The following is a 25,515-nucleotide window of genomic DNA, read 5'->3' as shown; positions in this document are numbered from 1 at the left end:
TTTAAACCTCCCTATGTTCTTCGATTAAATAACTTGCTTCTAAATCTGCTGTGTGAAGTAGTACCGCTGGCTTGCATAAATTCCAAGCTGCACTAATAGTATTTAAATTTTCTTTTGGTTCATACCCTCCCATGTGCCACCTTATACAATACAATTCTTCTTTTGTAAGTTTTATAAAGGTTTGTAGTATTAAACAACTTTTCTCTCCATGGCCTAATGGATTTTGATCATCAACTGAATAATATGGAACTTGAATCCACTTCCCATCTCTTTTTACATTTCTTGAACTAACTACGTAATAATTAGCTTTACAAATATCATGTAGTAAGGAAGCGATTATTATGTTGCTTTCATCTAGTTCAATTTCATTGTCTTCACATTTTTTCTTAAATATTTTATATACATTTAAACTATGTTGACATAATCCTCCTTCATAATTGCTATGAAATCTAGTTGATGCTGGTGCTATGAAAAAATCTGTACCTTCTAACCACTTAATTAAATTCTCAACACCTTCTCTTTTTGTGTCTTTCAATAAACTTATGAATCTTTCCTTGTTATCTAAAGTAAAAATATCCATACTTCCTCCCGTTGCTATTTTATTTTTAAATTTCTGTTCCTGGGGCTGCTATAATTGTTTTAATCCCAGTAATGGATTCTATTTCTTTTTTAAATTCCTCTGAATCTCCATTTTTATCTGATATATGAATTAGTATTATGTCTTTTGTTCTTGATAAATCCCATGTCTTCAAAGCTGTTACTAGTGTCTCTAAGCTCATATGAGATTTTAAAACTCTGGCCCTATGAGGCTCTAGATCATGTAATATTTTCTCGCTATAGTTGCATTCTATTAATATATGGTCTATATTTTTAAATTTATATTTTAGATAATAAGTATCTGTAGCGAACAATATCTTCCCTAATTTAGGATGCCCTATAATAAAGCCTAAAGGCTCAAATGCATCATGTTCAATTTCAAAAGGGAGTATATTAAAATTCCCTATTTTAAACTTCTCTGAAGCTTTTATAATTTTATCTCTTCTACCCTTAGGTGTATTCCCAATCCCGGCTAGAGTTCCCTTTGAGGTGTAAACATCTATTCCATTTTTGATTATTTTTTTATATGACTTTGAATGATCCTTATGTTCGTGGCTTATCAAACACCCTAATATCCCTTTAATATTAAAATCTAAGCCTTTTAAAATTTCATTCCAGGTTATTCCACATTCAAGCAGGAGTTTTTCATCTCCTGCTTGAATCAAATAACAATTCCCCTTAGATCCAGTTGCTAATATTTTAATCATTAAAAATCACATTCCATATCATCATGCACTACTTCTGCTTGGACTTCTTCTATAATATCGGAATCAATAGATTCTTCTATTTCCACATCTATTACCTCTTTATTAGCTTCTTCCATTATTTCTTTATCAACTTCTTTTTTTGTCACTTCTATAATATCCTCTGGATCATAATCTTTTGTTCTGTTTATTGCCGCTATTAACAAATCGCTATCATCAGAAGTATTTAAAAAGTTCTTGCAAGCCCTATTAATAACTGTTTTTTTTGCCATTTCATCACTAAAATTCTTATGTGCCAAGCTTTGTCCCTTTGCATTTCCTTGATTCCATGAATTTTTAATTTGACTTATATTCATCACCTCAACATAATCTGGACCATTTTCTCTTACTACAATTGCATATGCACCCTTAATTTTTGTAGTATCAATATTCTCAAATTTCTGTTCATGCTTAATTATTTCTTTGCATCCTGTTTTTAGATTAAGCTTGTACTCAAATTCATCACCGGAATAAATTACATTAGCAAACACTTCTTTAACGCCTTTAAGCCTTTTTACTGAAGCTATATTTCCCATATAGCTTTTCATAAGAGTTAACTTATCTCCCATAGGAATGAAATAACACTGTTTTTTAATAGGACTTAACCCTTGTATTGTCATATCTAATAATGCATTTATAACACTTGCCTTTGTACATGCTTCTAATACTGGAATATTAACATTACCTTTTTTTACAGTTTGTTCACTAAGTATTAAATGAGCACTTTTAAGGGCATTTTGATAGCTATAATTTGAAGGGAAATTTATTTCTCCTTCTTTTTCTAAAACTTTTATTCTGTTTAAAACCCCATCTGTAATGTTTCTTTCTTGTGTTGTCTGAATTTTATTTTTCTCCATGAAATCTACCTCCTAATTTATAAACATATATTTAATACTGTTGCTTTAACATTTAAAAGCTCATTAAGTTTCTTCTCGTAATCCTTTAATCTCTTTTGCTCTATCTCAATCATGTGTAAAATTATATTTTTATCAGCTTCTATTTTAATTAAGCTTTTAAATCTATCCCCTACATATACATATGGATTTTTTATTGATTTGCTATCTTCTAAAAGCTTTAAATTTGTTTTACAATCTGAAATATTATCAACTATCTCTGCGATTTTCTTTCCTACTTCTAAATTATTCATACCTTGGCTCCTTATCCTTTATAACTATATTTACAGTATCCCATTTTTTCAGCACCTTCGAACTCAGGAATACATCGTTCTTCAAACTCTTTATAAATCTCACATTCATTACATTTCTCGCTGCAGTTTTTACAATTATAAAAAAGTATTAATTCTACTAATTTGTAATAATCTCTATTTTCTTCATATGCTGCATTTATATCCGATTGTTTTCTTCTTTCGTACTCTCTTGTAGCTCCATATATATCTAATAGTACCCTTGATTTTTTAGCATCTTTATCCAGGGCGTTTAAAGCATTCTTATTTAATCTATTTTTTATATTTTCTATAGCTTTTTTAGTAAATGTAAAACCTCTTTTTAAATTTGCTTTTTCATCTTTAGTTAATGTATTTCCCTCTAATAAAATCACCCCTGAAGTCATTAAATGTAAAATAGTTATTATATTTTTTCTTTCTTCATTGTTTAGATAATCTTTCAATTTATTCCACCCTCAATTCTTTATCTTGGCTAACAACTAAATTAATTACCTGACTATTAGTTTTTATAATGTTATTTACACTTTCCCTATTATCTATAAAAATAGGAGCAGTAACATTGTAGTGTCTTGATAAAGTATTTATTATATCTATTCCTGCATTTATCTGACTCGCTGTATTAGCATTGCTGAATGGAACACCGTCTATTAGTGCTTCACAAGTTTCATTTAATCCACCATTTATTTGAATATCAAAAAGTTTAAAGTTAACATTTTCAAATTTCTCATTTATAGTTGATTCTAAAAGTTCCACTTTTGTTTTTATAAATTGTTCTCCAAGAAACTCTTGACCTTCAAGTTTAGCGATTTTTTCTGACAGCTCTCTTTCCTCTGCCTCAAGCACTGAAATCCTCTTCCTATTTTCATTGTTTACTTCTTTTTGATATAATTTTTTATTTATTAAACTAAGTTCACATTCTAGAGACTTTTTCTTATCCTTAAACGCTGCATTATTATCTTTTGAGCTGAAATTAGTTAGAGCTATCTCTAAATCTAAAATATTTGATTTTAACTCTTCCATTCCATCAAACTTTATTTCAGAAATAGTGCTAACATTACTTAACTTTTCTTTAGCCATTTTAAGGGATGTTTGGTCCGCCTCTAATAAGTCCTTTTCTTCCGTTATCTGCTTTTCTAGTTCTGTTAACTTTTCTTCTGCTATTTTTTTATTTGAATTTAATTCATGCCCTTTTTTACTTATATTTTCTAATTTGCTTTGCTTGTCATGACAAAACGAATTGAACTGATCTTCTTTTATATGTTCTATGTCATTTGTTTCATATTGTCTTTTACAAGTAGGGCAATATGTTAAACGTTCATTAAATATAAACTCTTTTTCCTTTTCTTCTTTAAAGTTACTTCTAAGTTCTATAACTTTTTTATTAAAGATGTCTATATTTTTAATTTCATTTTCTTTCTTTCTTTCCAAAGATTCTATATAACTTTCTCTATCTAAAATCTCATTTTCTAAAGCTCTTATTTTTCTTTCTAGAGATTTAACTGGCTCCGCAGCTTCTAATCTGGCTTCTTCTTCTTTATTTCTAAACTCTTTTTTTAATTCATATAGATCCTCTTTTAATTTAAAATATTCATCGTTTGCTTTATTGCCATCTTGCAACATATCATCATTTTTTTTAATTTCTTTTAATAAAACAAGTTTTTCTTTCTCTAACTCTATAAAATCATGTTCTACAATAGAATTATTAAGTTCATCTACTCTATAAGGAATTGATTTTACTTGATCCTTTAATCTTTTTATTTTAGCTTTTACAGTTTTTGAAAAGTTCTCTATTCCATCTTGCAACTCTCCTTCTAAAGGCTTTAATTTTTCATTATATGCTATTACTCTATCTGAATCTATATCCCCTATAATATCCATTAATATTTCTCTTCGATTTTTCCAATTAAGTGTGTTAAAATAAAGTGGGTTGGATATAAGCTTAAATGTATTCTCCGCCAAGAGTTCATTTACTTTAGAATTGTATTCAGCCTTTTTTACTGGAATATCATTTATTGTATATAGTGTTTCATGCCCATCAAAAGATCTTTCTGCAAATCCTCTTTTTTTAACCCATTTCTCTTTATATAATTTGTCAAATATAATTTCTGAACCATCAACTTCTATTGTTGCTGTAACCTGATGGTCCAAATAAGGTATAACTTGTCCACCTATATCTAATGTTTTTATATCAAAATCCTTTCTATCTTTACTATCTTTATCAAACATTACCCAAGTGAAAGCATCGAATATTGTTGTTTTACCTGTGCCATTTTCGCCAAAAATATTAGTTATTTCATTAAACTCAATAATTCTTTCCTTTATTCCTTTAAAATTTTTCAGCCTCAATCTTTTCAATTTAATTTCCATATATATTCTCCTTATTTTTCATATAATAACTTGCATCTAGCTTTTTTATTGAAATTACAAGCATTAATGCATATATCCTTTCTACTGCATTTATGACAGCAGATATCCTTCTCAAAATCACATTTTCCTATCTTGCAAAGAAACACTTTTTCACCTTCTTGGAATTAATCTTTTATTAAATTTCCCTTTCCTATTTCTTTTTATTTTCCCCTCCCTTTTCAACTTATATATCTTAGATGATATATTTGCTTCTGGCCTTTCCAGTGCAAAACTTAATTCTTCAATTCCAATGATTTCATACCAATCTATAAGATACTTTTCATCTTCATAACTCCAAGGAGTACCTGATTTAGCATGAAATTTTGGATTGTATTTAATTCTTCCATAATCATCGAATTCTAGCATTCAAACATCTCCTTCGTGAGGACTAAGATAATCTCTTTACTAAATTAGCAGATTGTCTCAATACACAACAAAGCTCTTCTTCTGTTCCACTTCTATATTTATCATGAAACTTTACATCTTCATTGAATATATCCATTGAAAGATTAAATTTTTCTTGTGTAAATTCTTGTCTAATTTCATTTATAATTTTCTCTAACATCTAATGGTTCCTTATATAACTCTCCTTATTTTTATCTATACATATATAAAAACTATTTCATCTAATGCTTTCATAATTAGCTCTTGTAATACTCCTAAGTTATAAAATCTAATCCCATATTTATCTTCAAGAATATAAGCAACTTTAAAAATATCCAACTCTTTATGCTCCTCAAGTAAATTCTCTACTATCTTTAATACTGCTTGTCTAACATTTAGTGATACTTGTTTCATATCTTATTCTCTCCTCAACTTTAATTATGTAATTTATTATTTAAATTTTTATTTATATACTTTAGAATCCTAAAGCTATTCTTCCATTATTTAATCTTTCTTTTATGGATTTATTCTCAATTTCTAATTCAGATATTCTTTTTTCTAATCTTTTACGTTCTAATGGTGATAAAGGATTTACTTTACCTAAACTTTCTATTTTTAATATTTCCTCCATATAATACTTAGGAGCTTTAAAATTAGGATTTCTAGTGATTATTCCTTCACTTTCGTACTTTATTAATGAATTAGGATTAGCAAAATCCCATCTTTCAGCTAATTTCTGTCTACTTATTAATGTTTGCTCCATAATACGATTCCCCCCCCACTAAATATTTAATTGCTCTATTAATTTTTTATTAATATCATACTCACGTTTTAACTCACCAGCTTCAATTATTAGCTCCTTTTTCCTATTGAGTAACTTTTAATTCACTACTAGATATTCTTATAAGTCTATCTGTTCCTTCTTTTTTTTAAAGTTCACCTCTTTTCACAAGTTCATAAACATGACCTGTACTTATTGTTATTTTTTTAGCCGTTTCTTCGACTGTATAATACTTTATTTATATTTCCTCCTAACCTAAATTTTCATTTCATTTTTTTAAACAAACTTTTAAAATCACATTCTGGGAAAAATTTTTCATGAATAAGCAATGCTTCATCATAAGTAAATGGATATTTTCCAGAAATTTTTAAATTTAAAGTATTATAGGTCTTTCTTATTTCTTTAGCTATTATAGGTTTTTTTAATTTTTTTCTAGCAATTTCTGCCTCTAAATTGTTATACATTTAATATTTCTCCTTTCATAACTTCAAACGTTATTTCGTTTGTTGAATACATATTAAACTATATTTCGTTCATTGTCAATGATATTTTTTGTTTTTTCCCTTTATTTTTTATGATTACACGAAATTTCGTTTATTTTTATTGAAATATCTTTTATTTAATGATATTATGTACTTAACTTAAAGGAGGTTTATTTAATGGATAAAACTGAAAAACTTAAACATATAATTTTAAGTAGATACAATAGTATACGTGAATTTTCAAAAATAGTAGAAATACCAAGTACAACGTTAACAAGTGCACTGGATAAAGGTATAGGAGGTATGGCTGTAGATAGAATTATTAAAATATGTGAAACTTTAAATATAGATATTAAAACATTTGAACCTATAAATAACGAAAAAGAAAATCTATATTCTAAAGAAGAAAAAGAACATTTAGATAATTTTAGAAATCTAAATGATTTAGGAAAAGAAAAAGTTAATACTTACACTAAGGATTTATTGGATAACCCTAAATACAAGAAAGAAGATAATAAAGTTGTTGAACTTCCTAAAAAGATAAAGGAAATATGGGAAGAAGAAGGTAAGGAACATTTAATGCCTATAGCCTCTCATGATAGAGATGGAGAATTTACAGCAGAAGATTATAAGCATGATGATGATTTAATGAAAAATGATGATTTTTGGAAATAAACATAAAGGAATGATAAGGATTGACTTATGAAGAATTATTAATAGAAGCTGATAAGCTCGGAATAATTGTCAAGGAAGCTGACTTAAAAACTAAAGAAGGGCACTGTTATGGTAAGAGAATTGCAATTCATAAATATTTATCTAACTATGAAAAGGCATGTGTCCTAGCCGAAGAACTAGGACACTATTACCTTACTGTTGGTGATATAACAAATCAACTATATATTAACAATAAAAAACAAGAGTTACTAGCTAGAAGATGGGGATACAATAAAAAAATTGGACTCATAGGTTTTATAAAGGCCTTTGAGAGTGGATGTGTTAATAGATATGAAATGGCTGAATGCCTGAACGTCACAGTTGATTATTTAAACGAAGCTATTGAATATTATGCTAGTAAATATGGAATAATGCATAGAATAGATGATTATATTATTTATTTCTCACCTAATTTTTATATTGGAAAAGCTTTCAATTAATTTTTTTAATTACTAATAGAACATATGTACTGAAAGGAGATTTATTATGGATTATAACATTACCTATAGACAAAAAGATAAAGGTTGGCAATATATAATAAGTTATAAAGTAAATGGAAAATGGAAACAAAAAAGTAAACAAGGTTTTTCTACTAAAAAAGAAGCTAAACCATTTGCTGAAAAAGCACTAAAGGAATTAAAAACAGCTTATGAAAATGAAAAAAATATAATAAATGAAAACTATGATTCAATAACCTTTAAAGAATTAACTGATATATATATTGAACACTCTAAATTATATAAAGAATATAATACAATCCGTTCTTATATTAATTATGCAAAAGCTTTTAAATCTTTAAATGATATGAAAGTTATTAGTATCAATAAAGGAACAATTCAAAAAGCTGTAGATTCCTTAGTGACTACTAAGTTAAGTAGTTCAACAATTAAAGAATATCTTAAAAGATCAACATTATTCTTTAAATACTATATAGAAAATTATAACCCTAATTATTCTAATCCAACTAGAAATATAGTACTCCCTAAAATCGAAAAAGCTCAAAATAAAAAAGCTTTAACTAAAAAGGAACTAGATTTATTACTGAAAAGCTTAAAAAAAGAAAATTATGATTTTTATATTATATCATTATTAGCTGGAACTTGTGGTTTAAGAGCTGGTGAAATACTTGGATTAACATGGAATGATATTGACGAAATAAATTCCACACTAAATATCAATAAACAATGGAAACGCCTTGATAGAAAAATTTATGGCTTTGGTAGACTTAAATCTAATAATTCTAATAGGATTGTTCCTCTTCCACAAAAAACTTTAAAAGAATTAAAAGAGTACCATTTAAGTTTAGTTGTAGATATAAATAATAGAATATTACCATTTAATGAAACTAAAATCTATAATCTTAATACTAAATTGAAACAACTCTCTGATATTTCTATTCATGAGTTACGTCATACTTATGCTACTCTTTTAATAAGTAATGGAATTGACTTTAAAACTGCCGCTGATATATTAGGTCATGATGTTGAACAACTAATCAAAACATATAGCCATGTCACTGATGATATGATGACTAAGGCAACTAATAAGATAGCTAAAATTTTTTAAATAATATTTTTGACGAATTTTTGACGAAATTCCATTAAAGTCCTTTATTTCTGCGGTTTAAACATATTTTTAGGATTCCTTGTTTGAATCCATATCTCTCCAGGTCCATTAAACTTACAAACTAATCCTTCTCCACCTGCAATTGATCCAAATAATCCTGATATAAGTTCTGTACTATATCTCATGTTACTATCCCATAGAACTAAATGATCTGAATCAACTATATAAGTTTCATTTTCAGCAACTACTTTCTTATGAATTGCTCCATAAGCACTTATAAATAATGTTCCAGCTCCTGATGCCTCCATTTGAATTAAACCTTCACCTGAAAGCATACCATTAATTCCACCTGATTTTGTATTTACATCTATTCCTTCCGTTGCTGCTAAAAAACTTGATTTTCCCAATCTATATCTCTTTTCTCCATTTAATTCTACAATTTCTATATCACCTAAAAACTTAGGAGCTAAAAGCAATTCTCCATTCTCTTTAGCGGTAAACTCTTGAATAAACATTGATTCTCCTGAAAATATTCTTCCTAAAGTCTTACTTAAACCTCCTGTTTTAGCTTTAGTATTAAACACATCATCCATAGATACCATTGCTGCAGATTCTACTATATATTTTTCACCTTGTTTAGCATTTATTTTTAACACCTTATTAGTATTTCCATACAACAATTCAAATTTTGTACTCATTTCATCACCTATTCTTATTTTAGAATATCTCTTAATATTTTAGCAACCTTTAAGTTTTGTTCCTGATTTCCCATAGATATTCTTATCCAGTTTTCCATTTCTATATGTTTACCATTTTTTATTATTATATTTTCTTCAAGTAATTTTTCACAAATAAAATCAGCTTTTTCCCCTGCATTCACCATAACAAATGAAGCATAAGATTTTATGTAATCTAAATTTAACTCTTTAAATAAGCTTTCATAAAAATCCATAGCTTTTTTATTAGCTGCTCTAACTTCTTTAACATATTCCTTTTCGTCTATTATTTTAATAGCTAATGCTTGAGCATAAGAGTTTAAATCAAAAGGTCCTATAACATGCTTAAATGAGTTTATGATTTCTTCTCTAGCAAAGCCGTATCCAACTCTTGCTCCTGCCAAACCATAAGCCTTAGAAAAAGTTCTAAGTACTATAAGATTTTTAAACTTATTATATAATCTTATTGTATCTGGAATTTTTTCTGTTAAAAATTCTACATATGCCTCATCTAAAACAACATATATATGTTCTGGAATCTTTTCTAAAAATTCTTCGATTTCTTCTGGCTCTAATATAGTTCCTGTAGGATTATGAGGATTAGAAATCCATATAAGTTTAGTATCATCTGTTATTGCATCAAAAGTTGCTTCTAAATCTATTCCATAATTTTTAAGTGGTATTTTCTTGTACTTACACTCCTTTATTTTCGCTGCAATCTCATAAGTTGGAAAAGCTATTTCTGGTATAATAACTTCATCAGTTGTTTTAAGTAACCCTAATGTAATAACTTTTATTAATATATCTGATCCATTTGAACAAAATATTTCATTTTGCTTTACACTACAAGAAATTGCAATTTTTCTCCTTAATTCACTTATTGTAACATCTGGATACTTCTTTGGATCAATTTCCTTAATACAATTTATAATATCTAAATAATGCTCTAATTGATTTTCGTTAGAATCTAGTTTTATCTTTGTTAATTCCATTTTCATTACACCCCTACTTCATTTTTACATTGTTTTTTTGTTTCAAAATCATACAAGTTTTCTAATGAATATTCCACCATATTTGAAACCGCTTCATCTGTATAGAATCCATAGTGTGGCGTTACTATTACATTCGGAAATGATTTTAATGCCAATAAAGTTTCATCTTTTAAAATATCATTTTGATGATCACTATGAAAAATACCATATTCATTCTCATATACATCAGTTGCTAAACCTGCAATTTTCCCACTCTTAATTCCTTCAATAACATCTTCTGTATTCATTAATTGACCACGAGAAGTGTTAATTAATACAACTCCATCTTTCATTTTTTCAATATTTTTCTTATTAATTAGATGATAATTATCTTTAGTTAATGGACAATGTAAAGTAATAATATCAGCTTCTTTAAATACTTCATCTAAAGACTTATATTCTATATATTTTGTAGCATTTTCATTTTGATATAAATCATACCCTATTAATTTAGCTCCAAAACCTGAAAATCCCTGTATAACTGTTTGCCCTATTCTTCCAGTTCCTATAATTCCTATAGTTTTATTTCTTAATTCAAACCCTATTAATCCATTTAATGAAAAATTTTGTGATTCTACTCTTTTAAATGCTTTTTTAAGATTTCTTGCTAAGCAAAGTGTAATTCCAACAGTAAACTCAGCTACTGAATTTGGTGAATATGCTGGAACATTAGAAACTCTAATATTATTTTCTTTTGCTGCATCTAAATCTATATTATTTATTCCAGCTGAACGAGTTGCTAAATATTTTACTCCTAACTTCGCTATTTCTTCTATAGCCTCTCTATTTGCATTATCATTTCCTAATATTGAAACAGCATCATACCCTTTTGCTAAATACGCTGTTTCTTTTGAAAATGAATCTTTTAAAATATTAACCTCATGATTGAACTTCTTTGAGAATTCTTCAAAACTACTTATTTCATCAGGTCTAACACAGTATGCTAGTACTTTCATTTTTTATTCTCCCCTTTTCTTAAGTTATTAAAATTCTAATTTATAATCATCTTTGTGTACTAACTTAACAATATTTTCAAATATATAATTAAATGTAATTCCAAATACTATTGGTAATACTACAAAGATTATTGCTACTAATAATAAATTTTTTAGTGTACATCCATCAGTCATTAAGTTTATTGCATTTATAGGTCCTATTAATCCTGATATACCAAAACCTGCACTCATAGCTGTTCCTTGAATTCCAAAAATTCCAGATAAAGCTCCAAGTATTGATGAACTACATAATATTGGTAACATTATTATTGGTTTTTTTATAAAATTAGCCATTTGCATTTTAGGTGAACCTAATATATGAGCTATTGCAGTACCAAAGGAATTTACCTTCCATCCACATATAGCTAGTCCAAAAGCTGCTGAAACAACACCTAAATTAGCTGCCCCAGAACCTATACCTGATAATCCTATAGCTGTTGCCACTGCTACTGTTGATAGAGGTGATACTACTAATATTGCGAAACAAACTGAAATTAACATTCCCATTACTACTGGTTGGAAATTAGTAAATTTATTTATTATATTTCCTGCTAATAAAGTAATTTCTTTCACATAAGGCAATGTAATAATCCCTATTCCACCTGCAATTATAGCTACAATAGAAGGTACTAATAAAACTGTATAAGCCTTTAGCCTTTCTCCTATTATTAATACTATAATAACTGCTATAGCTGCTGTTATGGCTACGTTTATAACATCTCCTGTTCCTATCAAAGTAAATATACCTTTATCTGTTATATTTACTACACCACTTCCAATTAAAGCTGCAATTCCAATAGATACTACCTGAACTATATTACATTTAAACTGCATTGCAATACAAATTCCTATAACCATTGGTAACATTCTCATTATTAAAATAGTTATATCAAATATTATTTTAGCTTGTGGAAAATGTGGTATTACAACCTTTAATAATTCTCCTAATAAAGCATTAGGAATTAAAGCTATAACTATTCCTATACTTAACCCATTAAGAATCTTATTTAAAAATTCTTTTGGTTTGACTTTTGTTTCTCCCATATATTTTCTCCTTACTTCACTATCTCTTTATAAACCACTAAAGCACTAAATAATTATTTTATATTTAGTGCTTTATTTTATACCTATATAATTTAATTATCTTTTTCTATTTTAAATACTGAAAGTTCCTCATTTAAATTATTAGTTAAATTTTTAAGCTCTACTGAAGAATCTGAAATCATTTTAACTCCACTATTAAATTCTTCTGTTGATGATGATATTTCTTCTGTTGTTGCTGATATTTCCTCTGCAATAGCTAATACATTTTCTATATCATCTATTACTACATTTTTCTCACTATTAACCTTATTAGATATTTCATATACATTATTTATTTTTGGGGTCATTTCAACAATAGATTTTGAAATTTCAGTAAATGTATTTAAAGTATTTAACACTACATTATATTGATTCTTTAATTTTTCGTCCATTATATTAGTTTGATTAGTTAAATCTTGACTTTGATTTAATATAACTTCTATTACATTAGTTATTTCTGTTGAAGATTCTTTACTTTCTTCTGCAAGCTTCCTAATTTCTTCTGCAACTACTGAGAATCCTTTTCCTGCTTCCCCAGCTCTTGCAGCTTCTATTGCAGCATTTAAAGCAAGTAAATTGGTTTGCTCTGAAATTGAGTTTATAATATCAGTAAATCCTTTTATTGAACTTAATTTACTATTCATATCCCCAATTACGCTTACAAATATTTTAAAGCTATTGTTTAATTCATTAATTGCAACTGCTAATAATTCCATATCCTTATTACTATTACTTGCATTAACTCCTATATCCTTTGCAGACTCATTTATATTTTGAATTTCTTTTGCCATGTGATTAATATTTTCCCCTAAGGTATCTATAAATGTATTTATGGCACTTAACTTCGATGTCTGCTCTGAATTACCATTAGCTGATTCTGTAATAGCTATAGCTATATTATTAGAATTTAAATACATTGTATTAGATTGTTCTTGTAATAACTCTGTATTCTCATTAATTACATGTGAACTATCTTTTATTGATTCTATTACTTGCTTTATAGAATTCTTAGTAGTGTTTAAGGAATTATATATTACACCAATTTCATCTTTAGTATTAAGCTCCATTTGATCTATTTCCTGTGTAAAATCTCCTTTTGCTAATACCTCCATAACATTTTTCAATTTCATAAGTCTATTTATAACCTTTGTTATAATTACATATAAAACTATACATATTATTAATAGTGCTAAAAGAATTAAAACCGCTGCTGTAATTATTAAAACATTTTTTTGCTCTAAAACTTCGCTTCTATCTATATCTATAGCAAGTGACCATCCCTCAACATTTACAGGAATATATGCTATCATTCTATCTTGTCCATCTTTTGTATTATATGTATCTATCGAATACTTACCAGCAATCATTTCTTTATGAATATTTGCAAGACCCTTTGATGCAGAATTTACTGTTGAATCTTTTATTATATTTAATTGATTTTCTACATTTTCTCTATTTTTATCTGCTATAACTGTTCCATCTTTATTTATCATGTATGAAAATCCTGATTTACCTACATTAATCTCTGCTACTATTTTAGATAAATTGTCTGCATCCTCTACCATTACAAAACAACCAACAAAATTTTTGTTGTTATCATAAACTGGAACGGAAGTAGTTATTATCATACCTATTCCTGAAGGTATATTAACCTTTGTGTTTGGCACAAATGGTGAGCTTATAGTATATTTTCCTTCTTTAGCTCTTTGAAAATATTCTCTATCTTCTATATTTCCCTTTCCACCATCACTATTTATAAGATTACCATTTTCATCTGCAAATCCAAAACTAATAACACTTTCTCTTGTCCCCAAATAACTTCTCATATATTTAAGCTTAGTATCACTTCCTACACTTTTATTAGTTAATTCTTCTCCTGCTGCGATAACCTTTGCAATATCTATTTGACCTTGTACCTTATTTCCAATACCTATAGCTGCTTGTCTAGTTATCTCTTTAAAATTATCACTTTGGATATCTAATAGAATCTTTCCACTGTTCCATCCAATAGTTATAATTAATACTATAAATATAGGAACTATAAACGCTAACAGAGAAAATATTAATTTAAATTTTATACTTTCAGTGTTTTTTTGTTTAGAGTGATTTTTCATAAACACCTTTACCCCCTAGTTTTTTATTTTTTCTTCCAGTTTTAAGTTATCGTATAAATATTATCTTTCTTTACTATTTAAGCTATTTTTTCTTCTCTATATTCCTAAAAAGATTAAAATATTAAAAAAAATTAATATTTTCTAATATTTTAATCTTTTTTAGAGTATAAAATATATAATACCAATATCTAAAAATTCTAAAGATATTGGTATTCAAAATTCATTATTAAGTTAAAAAACTTACTAGTATAGAAAGTATCCCTCCCATAACTAATGCTACAGTGCTTATGCTCATTATAATTGTAGTTTTAATATTAGTTCTTCTTTTTAAATCTAATTTGGCAATTTGCAAATTTGTATTAGCTACATACTGTGAATTTGAATTTCCAAGTGCCTGAATACAGAGTCCCATTGGGTTTCCGCTAACTGAAGCAAATAAACCTAGTATAACTAAAACTATACCTTGGATAAACATAACGTCTTTAAAATTATATCCAGCTAAATTTACTATTAACATTCCTAAAGCTGTAGTAATAGCTATCCATACAAATCCAAAAACGGCACATCTTAATAGAGTCTTAATTTGGTCCTTATCCATATAAACACCTCTTAAATATATATTCACTTAATTATATAATTCTATATACTGTTTTAGAATTAACTTTCAGCAAATATATATTATTTTTTATTATTTTCCTAATATTATGATATTTTACTTTTTATAAATTCGTTCAATATTTTAATTAATATTCCTATTTTCTTTTTCCAGTAATAATCTTTTAGCCCAACTGTACATTTTAAGAAAACTTTTTTTATTTTCTAAAACTTCATTTTCTTTTTTAATCTCCCCTAATGCTATAATTGGCTGAAGTAAATTTATAGTATCTATATAACCTTCACTTATTCTTTTTTCCTTTGATATTTTATCTAAGTTCAAAGTCCCTTTAATAGTATTTTCATTTAATGTTTTAGGTATAATTTCTATTATTTTTGCATTAGGATATAACCTTTTATTAATTTCTGATATTTTAGATAGTAAAACTACTATTATAATGTCACAACCTTCATCATATACTGGTTGTATTGGTGTATTGTCTGATACTCCTCCATCTATATACTTATTTCCTAGAATTTCAGTACAATCATATATTCTTGGCAATGATGCGGAAGCTATAACAATATTCTTACCTAACTCATCATCATAATCATTTATTTTAAAATATTCAGCTTTAAAATCTGGTAATTTTGTACATGCTGCATAACAAATCTTACCTCTTTTTTTAACTTCACCTACTTTTAAATATCTATTTATAATGTCTATAGCTCCATCCTTAGAAACAATACCAGACTCTAAACTCTGACACATATATCTCTTAGCAAAGTTTATACATTTCCATCCAACAGCAAGCTCAACTCCCTTTTTAATAAGAATTGCTTTACTTACTGGAGCAAGTTTTTCCATAGTAACTTCTTCCCAAAGTCTTTCTGCAGCATTCATATCATTCTGTGCAAATAGAACTGCATTAAACGCTCCTATTGAAGCTCCTGAAAAAACATCTATATATTTTGCTATATTTAATTCATTTAATGCCTTCCATACTCCTAACTCATAAGCACCTTTCCCTCCTCCACCTGATAATACCAACCCAATTTTCATATATTAGTAACCTCCAGCTTTATTAAAACATCATACTCTAATTATTACCAAGATATTAGATTTTTATATTTAGTAATTTAATAATTAAAATAAAAATAAGGAAAGAATAAACTTTATCCTTTCCCTACTAAAATCTAATTTTTAAATATAATATTTTTAATTTTTTCCATATCTATATTTTCTTCTAAAATCTTTGCTAATTTATCATACTCTTTTAGTTTATATTCCTTATAATCTAAAGTCTCTTCATTAAAAGAAGTAATTCCCTTTTTTCTCTTTATGTTATTAATTAATTCTTCTGAAAATCTCCCTTCATCAAATACACCATGAAGATAAGTTCCAAAAACATTCATATCTTTATTACATATACCTAAGATTTTATCATCTTCACCTATTATAAATGGATTTGAATTTTCGCCTATATTACTTTCTCCATTATGTATTTCATATCCTGAAACTTTAACTTCTTTTCCTAAACCTAAGAATCCTAAATTAGCTTTTCCCTTAGTTTGTTTTGTTTCTTTTTCTTTATTAAATGTAGTATCCATATCTAAAAATCCAAAACCTTTTTCAGAAGTTACGTTTCCTTCTACTCCATAGATATCATTTATACTTTTTCCAAGCATTTGATAACCACCACATATTCCAAAAATTAATGTATCTTTTCCCTTTAGATTGCAAATACTATTAAAAATGCCATTTTCTTTTATATGTCTTAAATCTGATATGGTATTTTTACTTCCTGGAATAATTAAAATATCTGGACTTTTAATATCACTTGCTTCCTTAACATATCTTACTGATACACCCTTTAATCTTTCTAAAGCATTAAAATCAGTAAAATTAGACATATAAGGAAGTCTTATTACTACAATATCTATATCATTAGTAACTTTATTTTTTATTCTTTCAGTTACACTATCTTCATCTTCTATATCTAATTGAAAATAAGGAAGTGCACCTAAAACTGGTATATTTATTATATCCTCTAATTGCTTCATAGCTGGTTTAAAATATTCTACATTTCCTCTAAATTTATTTATTATAACTCCCTTTACCCTTTTTCTCTCTTCTTCTTCTAAAAGCATTATTGTTCCTACTACTGATGCAAAAACTCCTCCTCTATCAATATCCGCAACTAATATAACATCTGAATCTGAAACTTTTGCCATAGTCATATTAGCTATATCACTTTCCCTTAGATTAATTTCTGCACAACTTCCTGAACCTTCTAATACCATTAAATCGTAATCCTTTGAAAAATTGAAAAAAGTTTCTTTAACAAATCCCTTTAGCTTTTTATTTAACTCCTTGTATTTATAAGAATCCATATTGCAATATACTCTACCATTTACTATAACTTGTGTCTTCATATTTCCACTTGGTTTTAAAAGTATTGGATTCATATATGCAACTGGCTCTAATTCACAAGCTTCAGCTTGAACAACCTGAGCTCTACCCATTTCCAACCCATCTTTTGTTACATAAGAATTTAAGGAAATATTTAAAGCCTTAAACGGAGCAACCTTTAACCCTTGATTTTTAAAATATCTACAAAAAGCTGTTGCAACTGTACTTTTCCCAACAGAGGATGCCGTTCCAAGAAACATTATTTTATTCATATTAATCATCCCCTATATCTAAAAAACCATGAGTATTGTTAAGTATATTTCCATTAGTGTTAAATTTAATTCTAAAATTAAATAATGGGCCATCATACACAAATGTATGATATTCTCCATTTTCTCCACATACATCTGCACCAGTAGCCTTTATTTCATTAACAATATCTTTATTTAATACTTTTCCCAGGAAATATGTTGAAAGAAATTCTAGTTTAACATTTTTTATTACAGCTTTATAACCACTTTCTATAAATTCATAAGTTAACTTTTCTCTTCCTTCATTCCAAAGAGGAAATATAGCTTCCATACTAACCTTATTGCATCTATCTGTACACCAAGTTCTATGTTCCTCTAAATCTATATCACCAAATACACAAGAGTCTGCACCTAAATTATTCTTTGCTTCTTTTAATATTTTTTCAAAAGAATATTCATACTCTTCGCCTTCACATTCTACTAATAAAAGAGGTATATTTAGTGATTTAGATACTTCCTTCAACACCTTTTTGGGAACTCCATGAAACCACGATCTAGAGTGTTTTTTATCTACAGTAACTAATAAGCCTAACGGAATATTACCTGATTTAATCATTCTATGTAACGCTAAGGTACTATCTTTTCCACAGCTATAAGACATAATAAATTTTCTTTTCATATTAATACCCCCTATTGCCATTTTTCCAAAGTTTCTAACATAAATTTTCTTATATTAATACCATATACATCTATTAAAAAGTCATCTTTAAATACATCACATGGTTTTCCTATACTTTTTACTTCCCCTGACTTAAGCATTACAACATTGTCCCCAAATCTTTGAACCAAATTTAAATCATGTAATACTGCAATAACAATTTTATTATTTTCTTTTACCCATTTACTTAAATAATTTAAAATATCTATTTGATATCTTAAATCTAAATGATTTGTTGGTTCATCTAACAAAATAACTTCAGGGTTTTGCGCAAAAGCTCTTGCTAAAAAAACTCTTTGCATTTGTCCTCCAGATAATTCAGTAATAACCTTATCTTTTATATCTAAAAGTCCAACCATATCCATACAATTTAAAACTATATTTTCATCTTCTTTAGTAAGATTTGAAAAAAAACCTTTTAAATGAGCATATCTTCCTAATGCAACTGTTTCATAAACAGTATAAGGAAACTGAATATTAGTTGTTTGAGTCATAAGAGCTATTTTAGTTGCTAAATCTTTTCTATTTAGCTCACTAATCTTTATATTATCTAATGAAATATCTCCTTTACTTTCAATTAAATTTGATATTGCCTTTAAAAGAGTACTCTTACCACAACCATTTGGACCTACTATACATATATTTTGTCCTCTTTTTACATTAAAACTAATATCTTTAACTACATCTATACCATTATATCCACAGCTAAGATTCTTTATTTTTAACAAAAATACCACCTACTTTGACTTTTTAAAATAAAGGTAAGCAAAAAATGGCGCTCCTATTATAGCTGTTATTGCTCCTACAGGAAGTTCTGATGGTATTATTATAGTCCTTGCAACTAAGTCTGTAATAACCATTAACCCTCCACCAAATACTACTGACATTGGTATAACATTAGAATGCTTTGATCCAAATATCTTTCTAACCATATGAGGTGCAATTAAATCTACAAACCCTATTGTTCCACTTATTGCAACTGCTGCCCCTGTTAAAACTGCTGTAAACAAAAACAGTCTTTTTTTTACTTTTTCTGCCTCAACACCTATAGATTTTGCCTGTTCTTCTCCAAAAGTTAACACATCCATTTCCTTACAATACATCATAATTCCTATTATTCCTAATATAAAAAATGGAAATCCACCTTTTAAATAACTCCAACCTCTCATTGAAAAAGAACCCATTTGCCACATAGTTATAGCCTCTATTTTCTCTGTAAATAATGCTGTTATTGTTGTTAAAAGGGCATTAAAAAATAAAGAAAAAACCATTCCTGACAAAATAATAGTGTTATTTGATAACCCTTTGTCTACCTTACTTGCAAAAGTTAATACTATAATCATAGTAAGCAAGCTGCATAAAAAACCAACTAACGGTAATGTGAAGTTTCCAAGGAAGGGAATAGAAACTCCTAAAACTATTATAAGACCAACACCTAAGGATGCTCCTGAAGATACTCCTAAAGTATATGGAGATGCTAAAGGATTTTTAAGAACAGATTGTACTACTGCTCCACTAGCTGCCAAAGCACCTCCCACTACAAAAGCTAATAAAACCCTTGGTAATCTAATACTCCATATTATTGATACATCTTTAGGATCTATACCTGATGAGAGAGGTATATTAAAAACTTTATTTCCTATTATAGAAATAATATCCATAATACTAATATTGGAACTTCCAATGGAAGTTCCAATACAAATTATTAAAAATACCACAGGTATTGATAGTATCATTAATGTATTATTCTTTTTATTTATATTCATTTGGGTAAACTGCCTTAGCCATTTCTTTTAATGCTTTTATAACATTTTGAGATGGTCTTGCTGATGTATTTTTATCTATTCCATACACTGCTCCATCTTTTACTGCTTTCACATTTTCCCAACCTGCTCTACTCTTTATATCATCTACCGCTTTCACACCATTTACTTCTGGCATATTAGTTAAAATAACATCTGGATTAGCAGCTATTATTGACTCTGGACTTGGTGATATCCATGACTTTTCGTTGGCGAATATATTTTCAGCACCAATTATTTCTATCATTTCATTTAAGAAAGTATCTTTACCAAAACTACTTAATTTTGATCCTGAACCTATTTCAAAATAAACTTTCTTTTTATCAGTTATCTTATCACCAATAGCTTTTATATCTGCAACTTCTTTTTTCATGTTATTTATTATTTCATTACCTTTTTTTTCTGTTCCAGTTAATTTAGATATAAACTCTATATCACCATAAATGCCATCTATACTGTAACTACTTGGAATATATGCAACTGGAATTCCAGCTTCCTTTATTAAAGCAAACGGATCTTTATCTCCTGCTTTATTATGTCCTGATGCTATTATTAAATCAGGCTTTAATGCTATAATTGTTTCTGCATCAGGATTTCTAAAATCTATTTTAGGTAAATCCTGATTTACACCTTCTACATCTGCTGAATATTTGTCTATTGCCACTAGTTTATCACTTAAGCCTAATTCAACTAACACTTCTGTATTAGATGGAGCTGTAGAAATTATAGTATTTACTTTCTTTGGTACTTTAAACTCTGTACCTTCTCTATCTTTCATTGTTACTTCTGTTTTTCCGCAACCAACTAAAAGCATAATTGCAAATAACAGAGTACTAACTAATGAAAGAATTCTGTTTCTTTTTTTCATTAAAATTCCTCCTAATTTTATTGTAAGTAATATTAGGGTTTATTTTATAAAGCTATACAGCCTCACAAAATAAAAGACATACTATTTGAAAGTATGCCCAAAATACATAATTGATTAAACCTATTTTAAAAATAAAATAGATTTACAACTCGTATCTTATTATCTCACCCTCAGAAGATAATAATCTAACATATTAGGCAGGTCTCCCGGCTTTACTTCTTTCTACTCTCTTCCCTTCCCATCTTTCTAGACAGTGGTATTTTAAGATTTCGTCCATTACACGGTTACTGGGGTAGCTCAGGATTAAACCTGATTCCCTATTAAGTTAAAAACACCTTATATGATTCAATTTTCATAATGATTATATTACTCTTATTATAGCATGTCAATTAAAATCATTATTATAAAATAATTTCAATATATAATTATAATAGCTTTTAATTTAAACATAAAAAATCCACATTGATATAAATTCCTAAATAATAAAATAAAGTCCTCTTTAATTAAGGACTTTATTTTTTACTAACTATGATATATTTTTCTTCTTTCTAATTACAATACCACCAATTAATGATAATGATCCTAAGAATATTACGAAATTAGGTGCTATTGGTGAACCTGTTTCTGGTAATTTACCATTTGTATTTCCTTCAGGTTTATTAGTATTGTCTGTATCTCCAGGTTTACTTGGATTGCTTGGATTACCTGGTTTTTCTATTTCAGTATCCTTTCCTGCAACTAAAGTTTCTGAATCAAACTTAAAACTTACTTTTCCTAGAGGTTTCAATACATTTATTATTGCATCTCTAATAGGTTCTGCTGTATCAACAACATCTATTGCTCCTGAGAAATCATAATTATCTCCATTAGTTGCCATAAAGTCATTTGTTACTACTGTATAGTATTTATTCATATCTACCTTAGTTCCATCTAACAACTTCATAGATGTAATTCTATTTCCTGCTTCTGCATCTTTGTCATAATAAACTCTTAATCCGTAATATTGTACCCAACCTATTGATTCATTCATAATACCATGCTCTATAACTCTCTTAAGATCTGAACCTTTAAGTTTCATTGTAACTAATGTATTATCAAAAGGCATCACTTCCCACATATCACCTACAGTTATATCACCTGCTGGAAGTGGTTTTCTAAGACCTCCCCCATTAGTTATAGCAATTTGTGTTCCAGAAACTTCAGCCATATACTTAGTTATAAATTGTCCTAATTTTGAAAGACCTTCATATCTATCATGAGTAAGATCTGTATCTACATTTACAACTACTTCATTTAATATAGGAGCTAAATTCTCATTATATTTATCTATAATAGCTTTCATATCTTCATCTTCTGTAAGATCTGATACTCTCTTATAAAGTTCATCTACTTCATGCTCTACTGTTAATTTATTTTCATAATCAAAGTTAAAGTTAAGCTTACCTAAAGCTCTACCATTATATCCAGCTTGAATAATAGCTACATCATTAACTTTTCCATTTACAAATTTATGAGTATGTGATGATATTATTGCATCTATGCCTTTTACTTCTTTAGCTAAGTCTGCTGCTTCACCTTTAATTTCTCCTGTAGTTGAATTTTGCTCACTACCAATATGACCAAGTACAACTACTGCATCAACCTTTTCTTCATTTCTTAAATATTCTACCCATTTCTTAGTGCTTTCTGTTATATCCTTAAATTCTAAATCTTTAACATTATCAGGCTTAGTTTTATATGCTGTTTCTGGAGTTGCAAGACCAATAAGTCCTATAACCTTTCCATTAGTTTCAACTTTTCCATAAGGTTTAGCCCATTCTACTGGTTTTCCTGTTTCTTTATCATATATATTAGATGCTAAGAATTCAAATTGTCCAATCTTAGCCCACTCTTCTATATTGCTTCTATCCCAATCAAACTCATGATTTCCAACTGCAGAATAAGTTACTCCCATTTCTTTCATCATTTTTGCTACTGGCTCTCCATGAAGAAGATTTGAAATAGCTGTTCCTTGGAATGAGTCTCCTGCTGATAAAACAAATGTATTTGGATTTTCATTTTTTAATCTTTTTATTTCTGCAACTAATTTAGAAGCTCCAATATTCTTTCCTGATTCAAGTACATTCCCATGAAAATCATTAAAGCTTAATAATTGAATATTTGTAGATAATGCTTCTTTTACTTCTGTCCAAGTTAATGATTTACTATTTGAATTAGGCACTTTTATTTTTCCTTCATTAACTGTCTTTACTGCTAATTCTCTTTGTTTTTCATCCCAATTATTACCTACTATTCTCCAATTATTATCTACTGATTTTTCAAGTATTCCTGATTTTTCATTTTCTATATAATTTATTATTAAATCTCTAACATCTGAAATTGTATCATTATTTGAATCATATACTTTTTCATGTGTTCCTTCATCTAGTAAAGGTATTAAACCTGAATTGTATCTATAATCGTTTACCGTTAAATATACTTCATCTGTATCTTCTACTTCTTTTCCATCTTTTTCAAACTTAACTTCAGTAATTCTATCTCCTACTTCCTTAGAAATATCCATAGTATAATCAATACCATCAAACATATCATATAAGAAAAGTGGAATATCTGAATTAAATGATATTGTTAAATCTCCATCATTATACTTATTAAAAAATTCAGCATTCTTCTCTAAATATTTTTTCAATTGTTTTCCTGTAGTTTTTATTGTATAAAGCTTATTATCATATTTATAAATATTTGATATGCCAGCCTTAGTTATTGGACCTTCTTTTATATTTGAATTAGAACTAAAAAGTGCTGCTGCTGATACTTGATATATATTATTCGTATCTACTCCAATTTTCTCTAATTGTTTCTTACTATTATATAGTTGAACTTCATTTACAAGATCTGTTACTCCACCATCTTCTATTATAGCTTGAGTAATTCCCTTTACTTCATTTGGAGTTGCTAAATCACCTCCAACCATTTCTCCTATTTTCTTATTAGCATCAGCTAATGCAATTTCATGAAACTTATTTAATTCATTATTTAAACTTTCATCTTCTTGAACACCTTTAGTTCCTACTAGAGATGCTTGTTTATTAATAACTTCTACATTATTATTATTTTTTCTAACTGTTAACTCAATTTTTGAAACAAATTCTCCATTACTTTTTGGTAAGGAAACTATTGTATTTCCAATTGTTTCACTTGCTACAGCTTGATGACTATGTCCTCCAAGAATTGCTGATACCTCAGGATTTCTATTAGCAACTTCTATTAAACTATCTCCATCACCATCTTCAAATTCTCCATCAATTCCCATATGAGCTGACACTACAAAAACATCTGCTCCACCATTTTCTTTTATTTCATTAATTACTTTAGCAACTTCTTCTGCTGGGTTAGTAGCATTATATCCAACTAAATGTTGTGAATCCCATTTCATTATATGTGGAGTAACAATTCCTATTATAGCAACTCTAACTCCTGATAATTCTTTAATAACATATGGATTAAACACTCTTTCATTACCTTTATAAAAATTAGCAGAAAGTATTGCTAAATTTTCATTTGCTTGAGCTACTACATTATTTAAGTTTTCCATTCCATAGTTAAACTCATGATTACCTAATGAAAATACATCATATCCTATTGCATTCATTCCTGCTATCATAGGATTTTCACCATTTACAAATAAATGATTATAATTTCCTTGGATTGTATCTCCATTATCTATAACTATTGTATTTGGATTTTGAGCTTTTTCATTTTTTACAATTGTCGCTATTTGATTTAGTCCACCATCAACTTTAAGATTTCTTGAATATTCATAATTCATAAACCTTCCATGCATGTCCGATGTTCCTAAAATCTTAATTGTAATTTCTTCATTATTTTTTCCTAACTCTTCTGTTATTGCATTAACATCTACTGATGGTAATATAAATGAAACCATCATAGTTAAAGTAAGTAAAAATGATAGAATTCTTTTTTTATTGTTTGTATTTTCCATAATTACCCCCTGTAATTCAAAAAATTTATGTCTTTATCCAGATTATAATGTTAAAGAATTCTTTAATCAAC

The 25,515-nt window shown here is 27.8% G+C and carries 28 protein-coding genes and 1 riboswitch; of the genes, 3 read left to right on the top strand and 25 right to left on the bottom strand.

Features of this window, described 5'->3' with window-relative positions; translation table 11 throughout:
- Position 1: 1 nt before the first annotated feature.
- The 12 genes from CP523_RS13125 to CP523_RS13080 form a co-directional block, all read right to left on the bottom strand.
- Complete coding sequence (locus CP523_RS13125; protein ID WP_120140926.1) at positions 2-580, bottom strand: HD domain-containing protein; 579 nt, start codon at positions 578-580, stop codon at positions 2-4.
- A gap of 25 nt (positions 581-605) precedes the next feature.
- Positions 606-1,304: an MBL fold metallo-hydrolase gene (locus tag CP523_RS13120; protein ID WP_066677846.1), complete on the bottom strand. Its 699-nt coding sequence runs from the start codon at positions 1,302-1,304 to the stop codon at positions 606-608.
- Positions 1,304-2,197 (bottom strand): recombinase RecT, encoded by an 894-nt coding sequence (locus tag CP523_RS13115; protein WP_066677844.1) that lies wholly within the window; start codon positions 2,195-2,197, stop codon positions 1,304-1,306. Before CP523_RS13115 ends, CP523_RS13120 begins: the two co-directional genes overlap by 1 nt.
- Before the next feature lie 17 nt (positions 2,198-2,214).
- A complete protein-coding gene (locus tag CP523_RS13110; RefSeq protein WP_066677841.1) occupies positions 2,215-2,487 on the bottom strand; it encodes a hypothetical protein in 273 nt (90 codons plus the stop codon).
- Between the two features lie 11 nt (positions 2,488-2,498).
- Positions 2,499-2,966 carry a DUF5651 domain-containing protein gene (locus CP523_RS13105; RefSeq protein ID WP_066677839.1) on the bottom strand — a complete coding sequence of 156 codons (468 nt, stop codon included), beginning with the start codon at positions 2,964-2,966 and terminating at the stop codon, positions 2,499-2,501.
- Between the two features lies 1 nt (position 2,967).
- A complete protein-coding gene (locus tag CP523_RS13100) occupies positions 2,968-4,890 on the bottom strand; it encodes an AAA family ATPase (RefSeq protein ID WP_066677838.1) in 1,923 nt (640 codons plus the stop codon).
- Positions 4,880-5,005, bottom strand: coding sequence for a hypothetical protein (locus CP523_RS16530; protein WP_265586011.1), 126 nt, complete (start codon positions 5,003-5,005; stop codon positions 4,880-4,882). The genes CP523_RS13100 and CP523_RS16530 overlap by 11 nt, the downstream gene beginning before the upstream one ends.
- Before the next feature lie 35 nt (positions 5,006-5,040).
- Positions 5,041-5,295, bottom strand: a complete 255-nt coding sequence (locus CP523_RS13095; RefSeq protein ID WP_066677837.1) for a hypothetical protein — start codon at positions 5,293-5,295, stop codon at positions 5,041-5,043.
- A 22-nt stretch (positions 5,296-5,317) separates the two neighbouring features.
- On the bottom strand, positions 5,318-5,494 hold the full coding sequence (locus tag CP523_RS16030; RefSeq protein ID WP_162925989.1) for a hypothetical protein: 177 nt from the start codon (positions 5,492-5,494) through the stop codon (positions 5,318-5,320).
- A 35-nt stretch (positions 5,495-5,529) separates the two neighbouring features.
- The gene (locus CP523_RS13090) at positions 5,530-5,727 is read right to left on the bottom strand and encodes a hypothetical protein (RefSeq protein WP_066677836.1); all 198 of its coding nucleotides are present in this window, start codon (positions 5,725-5,727) and stop codon (positions 5,530-5,532) included.
- 61 nt (positions 5,728-5,788) lie between these two features.
- The gene (locus CP523_RS13085) at positions 5,789-6,076 is read right to left on the bottom strand and encodes a transcription factor (protein ID WP_066677835.1); all 288 of its coding nucleotides are present in this window, start codon (positions 6,074-6,076) and stop codon (positions 5,789-5,791) included.
- Positions 6,077-6,357: 281 nt separating this feature from the next.
- Positions 6,358-6,558 carry a hypothetical protein gene (locus tag CP523_RS13080; RefSeq protein ID WP_066677834.1) on the bottom strand — a complete coding sequence of 67 codons (201 nt, stop codon included), beginning with the start codon at positions 6,556-6,558 and terminating at the stop codon, positions 6,358-6,360.
- 195 nt (positions 6,559-6,753) lie between these two features.
- On the opposite strand from CP523_RS13080, the gene CP523_RS13075 reads away from it, so the two are divergent.
- The 3 genes from CP523_RS13075 to CP523_RS13065 are packed head-to-tail and all read left to right on the top strand — an operon-like array spanning position 6,754 to position 8,856.
- A complete protein-coding gene (locus CP523_RS13075) occupies positions 6,754-7,251 on the top strand; it encodes an XRE family transcriptional regulator (protein WP_227909522.1) in 498 nt (165 codons plus the stop codon).
- Positions 7,252-7,271: 20 nt separating this feature from the next.
- Positions 7,272-7,730 (top strand): ImmA/IrrE family metallo-endopeptidase, encoded by a 459-nt coding sequence (locus CP523_RS13070; RefSeq protein WP_066677832.1) that lies wholly within the window; start codon positions 7,272-7,274, stop codon positions 7,728-7,730.
- 46 nt (positions 7,731-7,776) lie between these two features.
- Positions 7,777-8,856 (top strand): site-specific integrase, encoded by a 1,080-nt coding sequence (locus CP523_RS13065; RefSeq protein ID WP_066677830.1) that lies wholly within the window; start codon positions 7,777-7,779, stop codon positions 8,854-8,856.
- 44 nt (positions 8,857-8,900) lie between these two features.
- Here CP523_RS13065 and CP523_RS13060 read toward each other — a convergent pair whose 3' ends face one another.
- From CP523_RS13060 to CP523_RS13000, 13 genes are all read right to left on the bottom strand, one after another.
- Complete coding sequence (locus CP523_RS13060; protein WP_066677828.1) at positions 8,901-9,554, bottom strand: TIGR00266 family protein; 654 nt, start codon at positions 9,552-9,554, stop codon at positions 8,901-8,903.
- A 14-nt stretch (positions 9,555-9,568) separates the two neighbouring features.
- A complete protein-coding gene (gene hisC, locus CP523_RS13055) occupies positions 9,569-10,564 on the bottom strand; it encodes a histidinol-phosphate transaminase (protein ID WP_162925988.1) in 996 nt (331 codons plus the stop codon).
- A gap of 5 nt (positions 10,565-10,569) precedes the next feature.
- A complete protein-coding gene (locus CP523_RS13050) occupies positions 10,570-11,559 on the bottom strand; it encodes an NAD(P)-dependent oxidoreductase (protein WP_066677822.1) in 990 nt (329 codons plus the stop codon).
- Positions 11,560-11,586: 27 nt separating this feature from the next.
- The gene (locus CP523_RS13045; RefSeq protein ID WP_066677820.1) at positions 11,587-12,642 is read right to left on the bottom strand and encodes a PTS sugar transporter subunit IIC; all 1,056 of its coding nucleotides are present in this window, start codon (positions 12,640-12,642) and stop codon (positions 11,587-11,589) included.
- 92 nt (positions 12,643-12,734) lie between these two features.
- Entirely contained in the window at positions 12,735-14,795 is a 2,061-nt protein-coding gene (locus tag CP523_RS13040; protein ID WP_066677818.1) for a methyl-accepting chemotaxis protein, read from the bottom strand.
- A gap of 226 nt (positions 14,796-15,021) precedes the next feature.
- On the bottom strand, positions 15,022-15,393 hold the full coding sequence (locus CP523_RS13035) for a hypothetical protein (RefSeq protein WP_066677816.1): 372 nt from the start codon (positions 15,391-15,393) through the stop codon (positions 15,022-15,024).
- Positions 15,394-15,534: 141 nt separating this feature from the next.
- The gene (locus CP523_RS13030) at positions 15,535-16,452 is read right to left on the bottom strand and encodes a patatin-like phospholipase family protein (protein ID WP_066677811.1); all 918 of its coding nucleotides are present in this window, start codon (positions 16,450-16,452) and stop codon (positions 15,535-15,537) included.
- Positions 16,453-16,586: 134 nt separating this feature from the next.
- Positions 16,587-18,080 carry a cobyric acid synthase gene (locus CP523_RS13025; RefSeq protein ID WP_066677881.1) on the bottom strand — a complete coding sequence of 498 codons (1,494 nt, stop codon included), beginning with the start codon at positions 18,078-18,080 and terminating at the stop codon, positions 16,587-16,589.
- Positions 18,076-18,732 (bottom strand): Dph6-related ATP pyrophosphatase, encoded by a 657-nt coding sequence (locus tag CP523_RS13020; RefSeq protein ID WP_066677810.1) that lies wholly within the window; start codon positions 18,730-18,732, stop codon positions 18,076-18,078. The genes CP523_RS13025 and CP523_RS13020 overlap by 5 nt, the downstream gene beginning before the upstream one ends.
- Before the next feature lie 11 nt (positions 18,733-18,743).
- On the bottom strand, positions 18,744-19,499 hold the full coding sequence (locus CP523_RS13015) for an ABC transporter ATP-binding protein (RefSeq protein WP_066677808.1): 756 nt from the start codon (positions 19,497-19,499) through the stop codon (positions 18,744-18,746).
- Positions 19,500-19,508: 9 nt separating this feature from the next.
- Positions 19,509-20,537, bottom strand: coding sequence for a FecCD family ABC transporter permease (locus CP523_RS13010; RefSeq protein WP_066677806.1), 1,029 nt, complete (start codon positions 20,535-20,537; stop codon positions 19,509-19,511).
- On the bottom strand, positions 20,524-21,441 hold the full coding sequence (locus CP523_RS13005) for an ABC transporter substrate-binding protein (protein ID WP_066677804.1): 918 nt from the start codon (positions 21,439-21,441) through the stop codon (positions 20,524-20,526). The genes CP523_RS13010 and CP523_RS13005 overlap by 14 nt, the downstream gene beginning before the upstream one ends.
- A 179-nt stretch (positions 21,442-21,620) precedes the next feature.
- Positions 21,621-21,795: riboswitch (cobalamin riboswitch) on the bottom strand.
- Between the two features lie 172 nt (positions 21,796-21,967).
- Positions 21,968-25,444, bottom strand: a complete 3,477-nt coding sequence (locus CP523_RS13000) for a multifunctional 2',3'-cyclic-nucleotide 2'-phosphodiesterase/3'-nucleotidase/5'-nucleotidase (RefSeq protein ID WP_083089570.1) — start codon at positions 25,442-25,444, stop codon at positions 21,968-21,970.
- Positions 25,445-25,515 lie beyond the last annotated feature (71 nt).

This window comes from Clostridium septicum, from assembly GCF_003606265.1.
In the GTDB taxonomy this organism is placed as follows: Bacteria; Bacillota; Clostridia; order Clostridiales; family Clostridiaceae; genus Clostridium; species Clostridium septicum.
The sequence above is the reverse complement of the archived record's forward strand: the minus strand, read 5'-3'. Positions and strand labels throughout refer to the sequence as shown.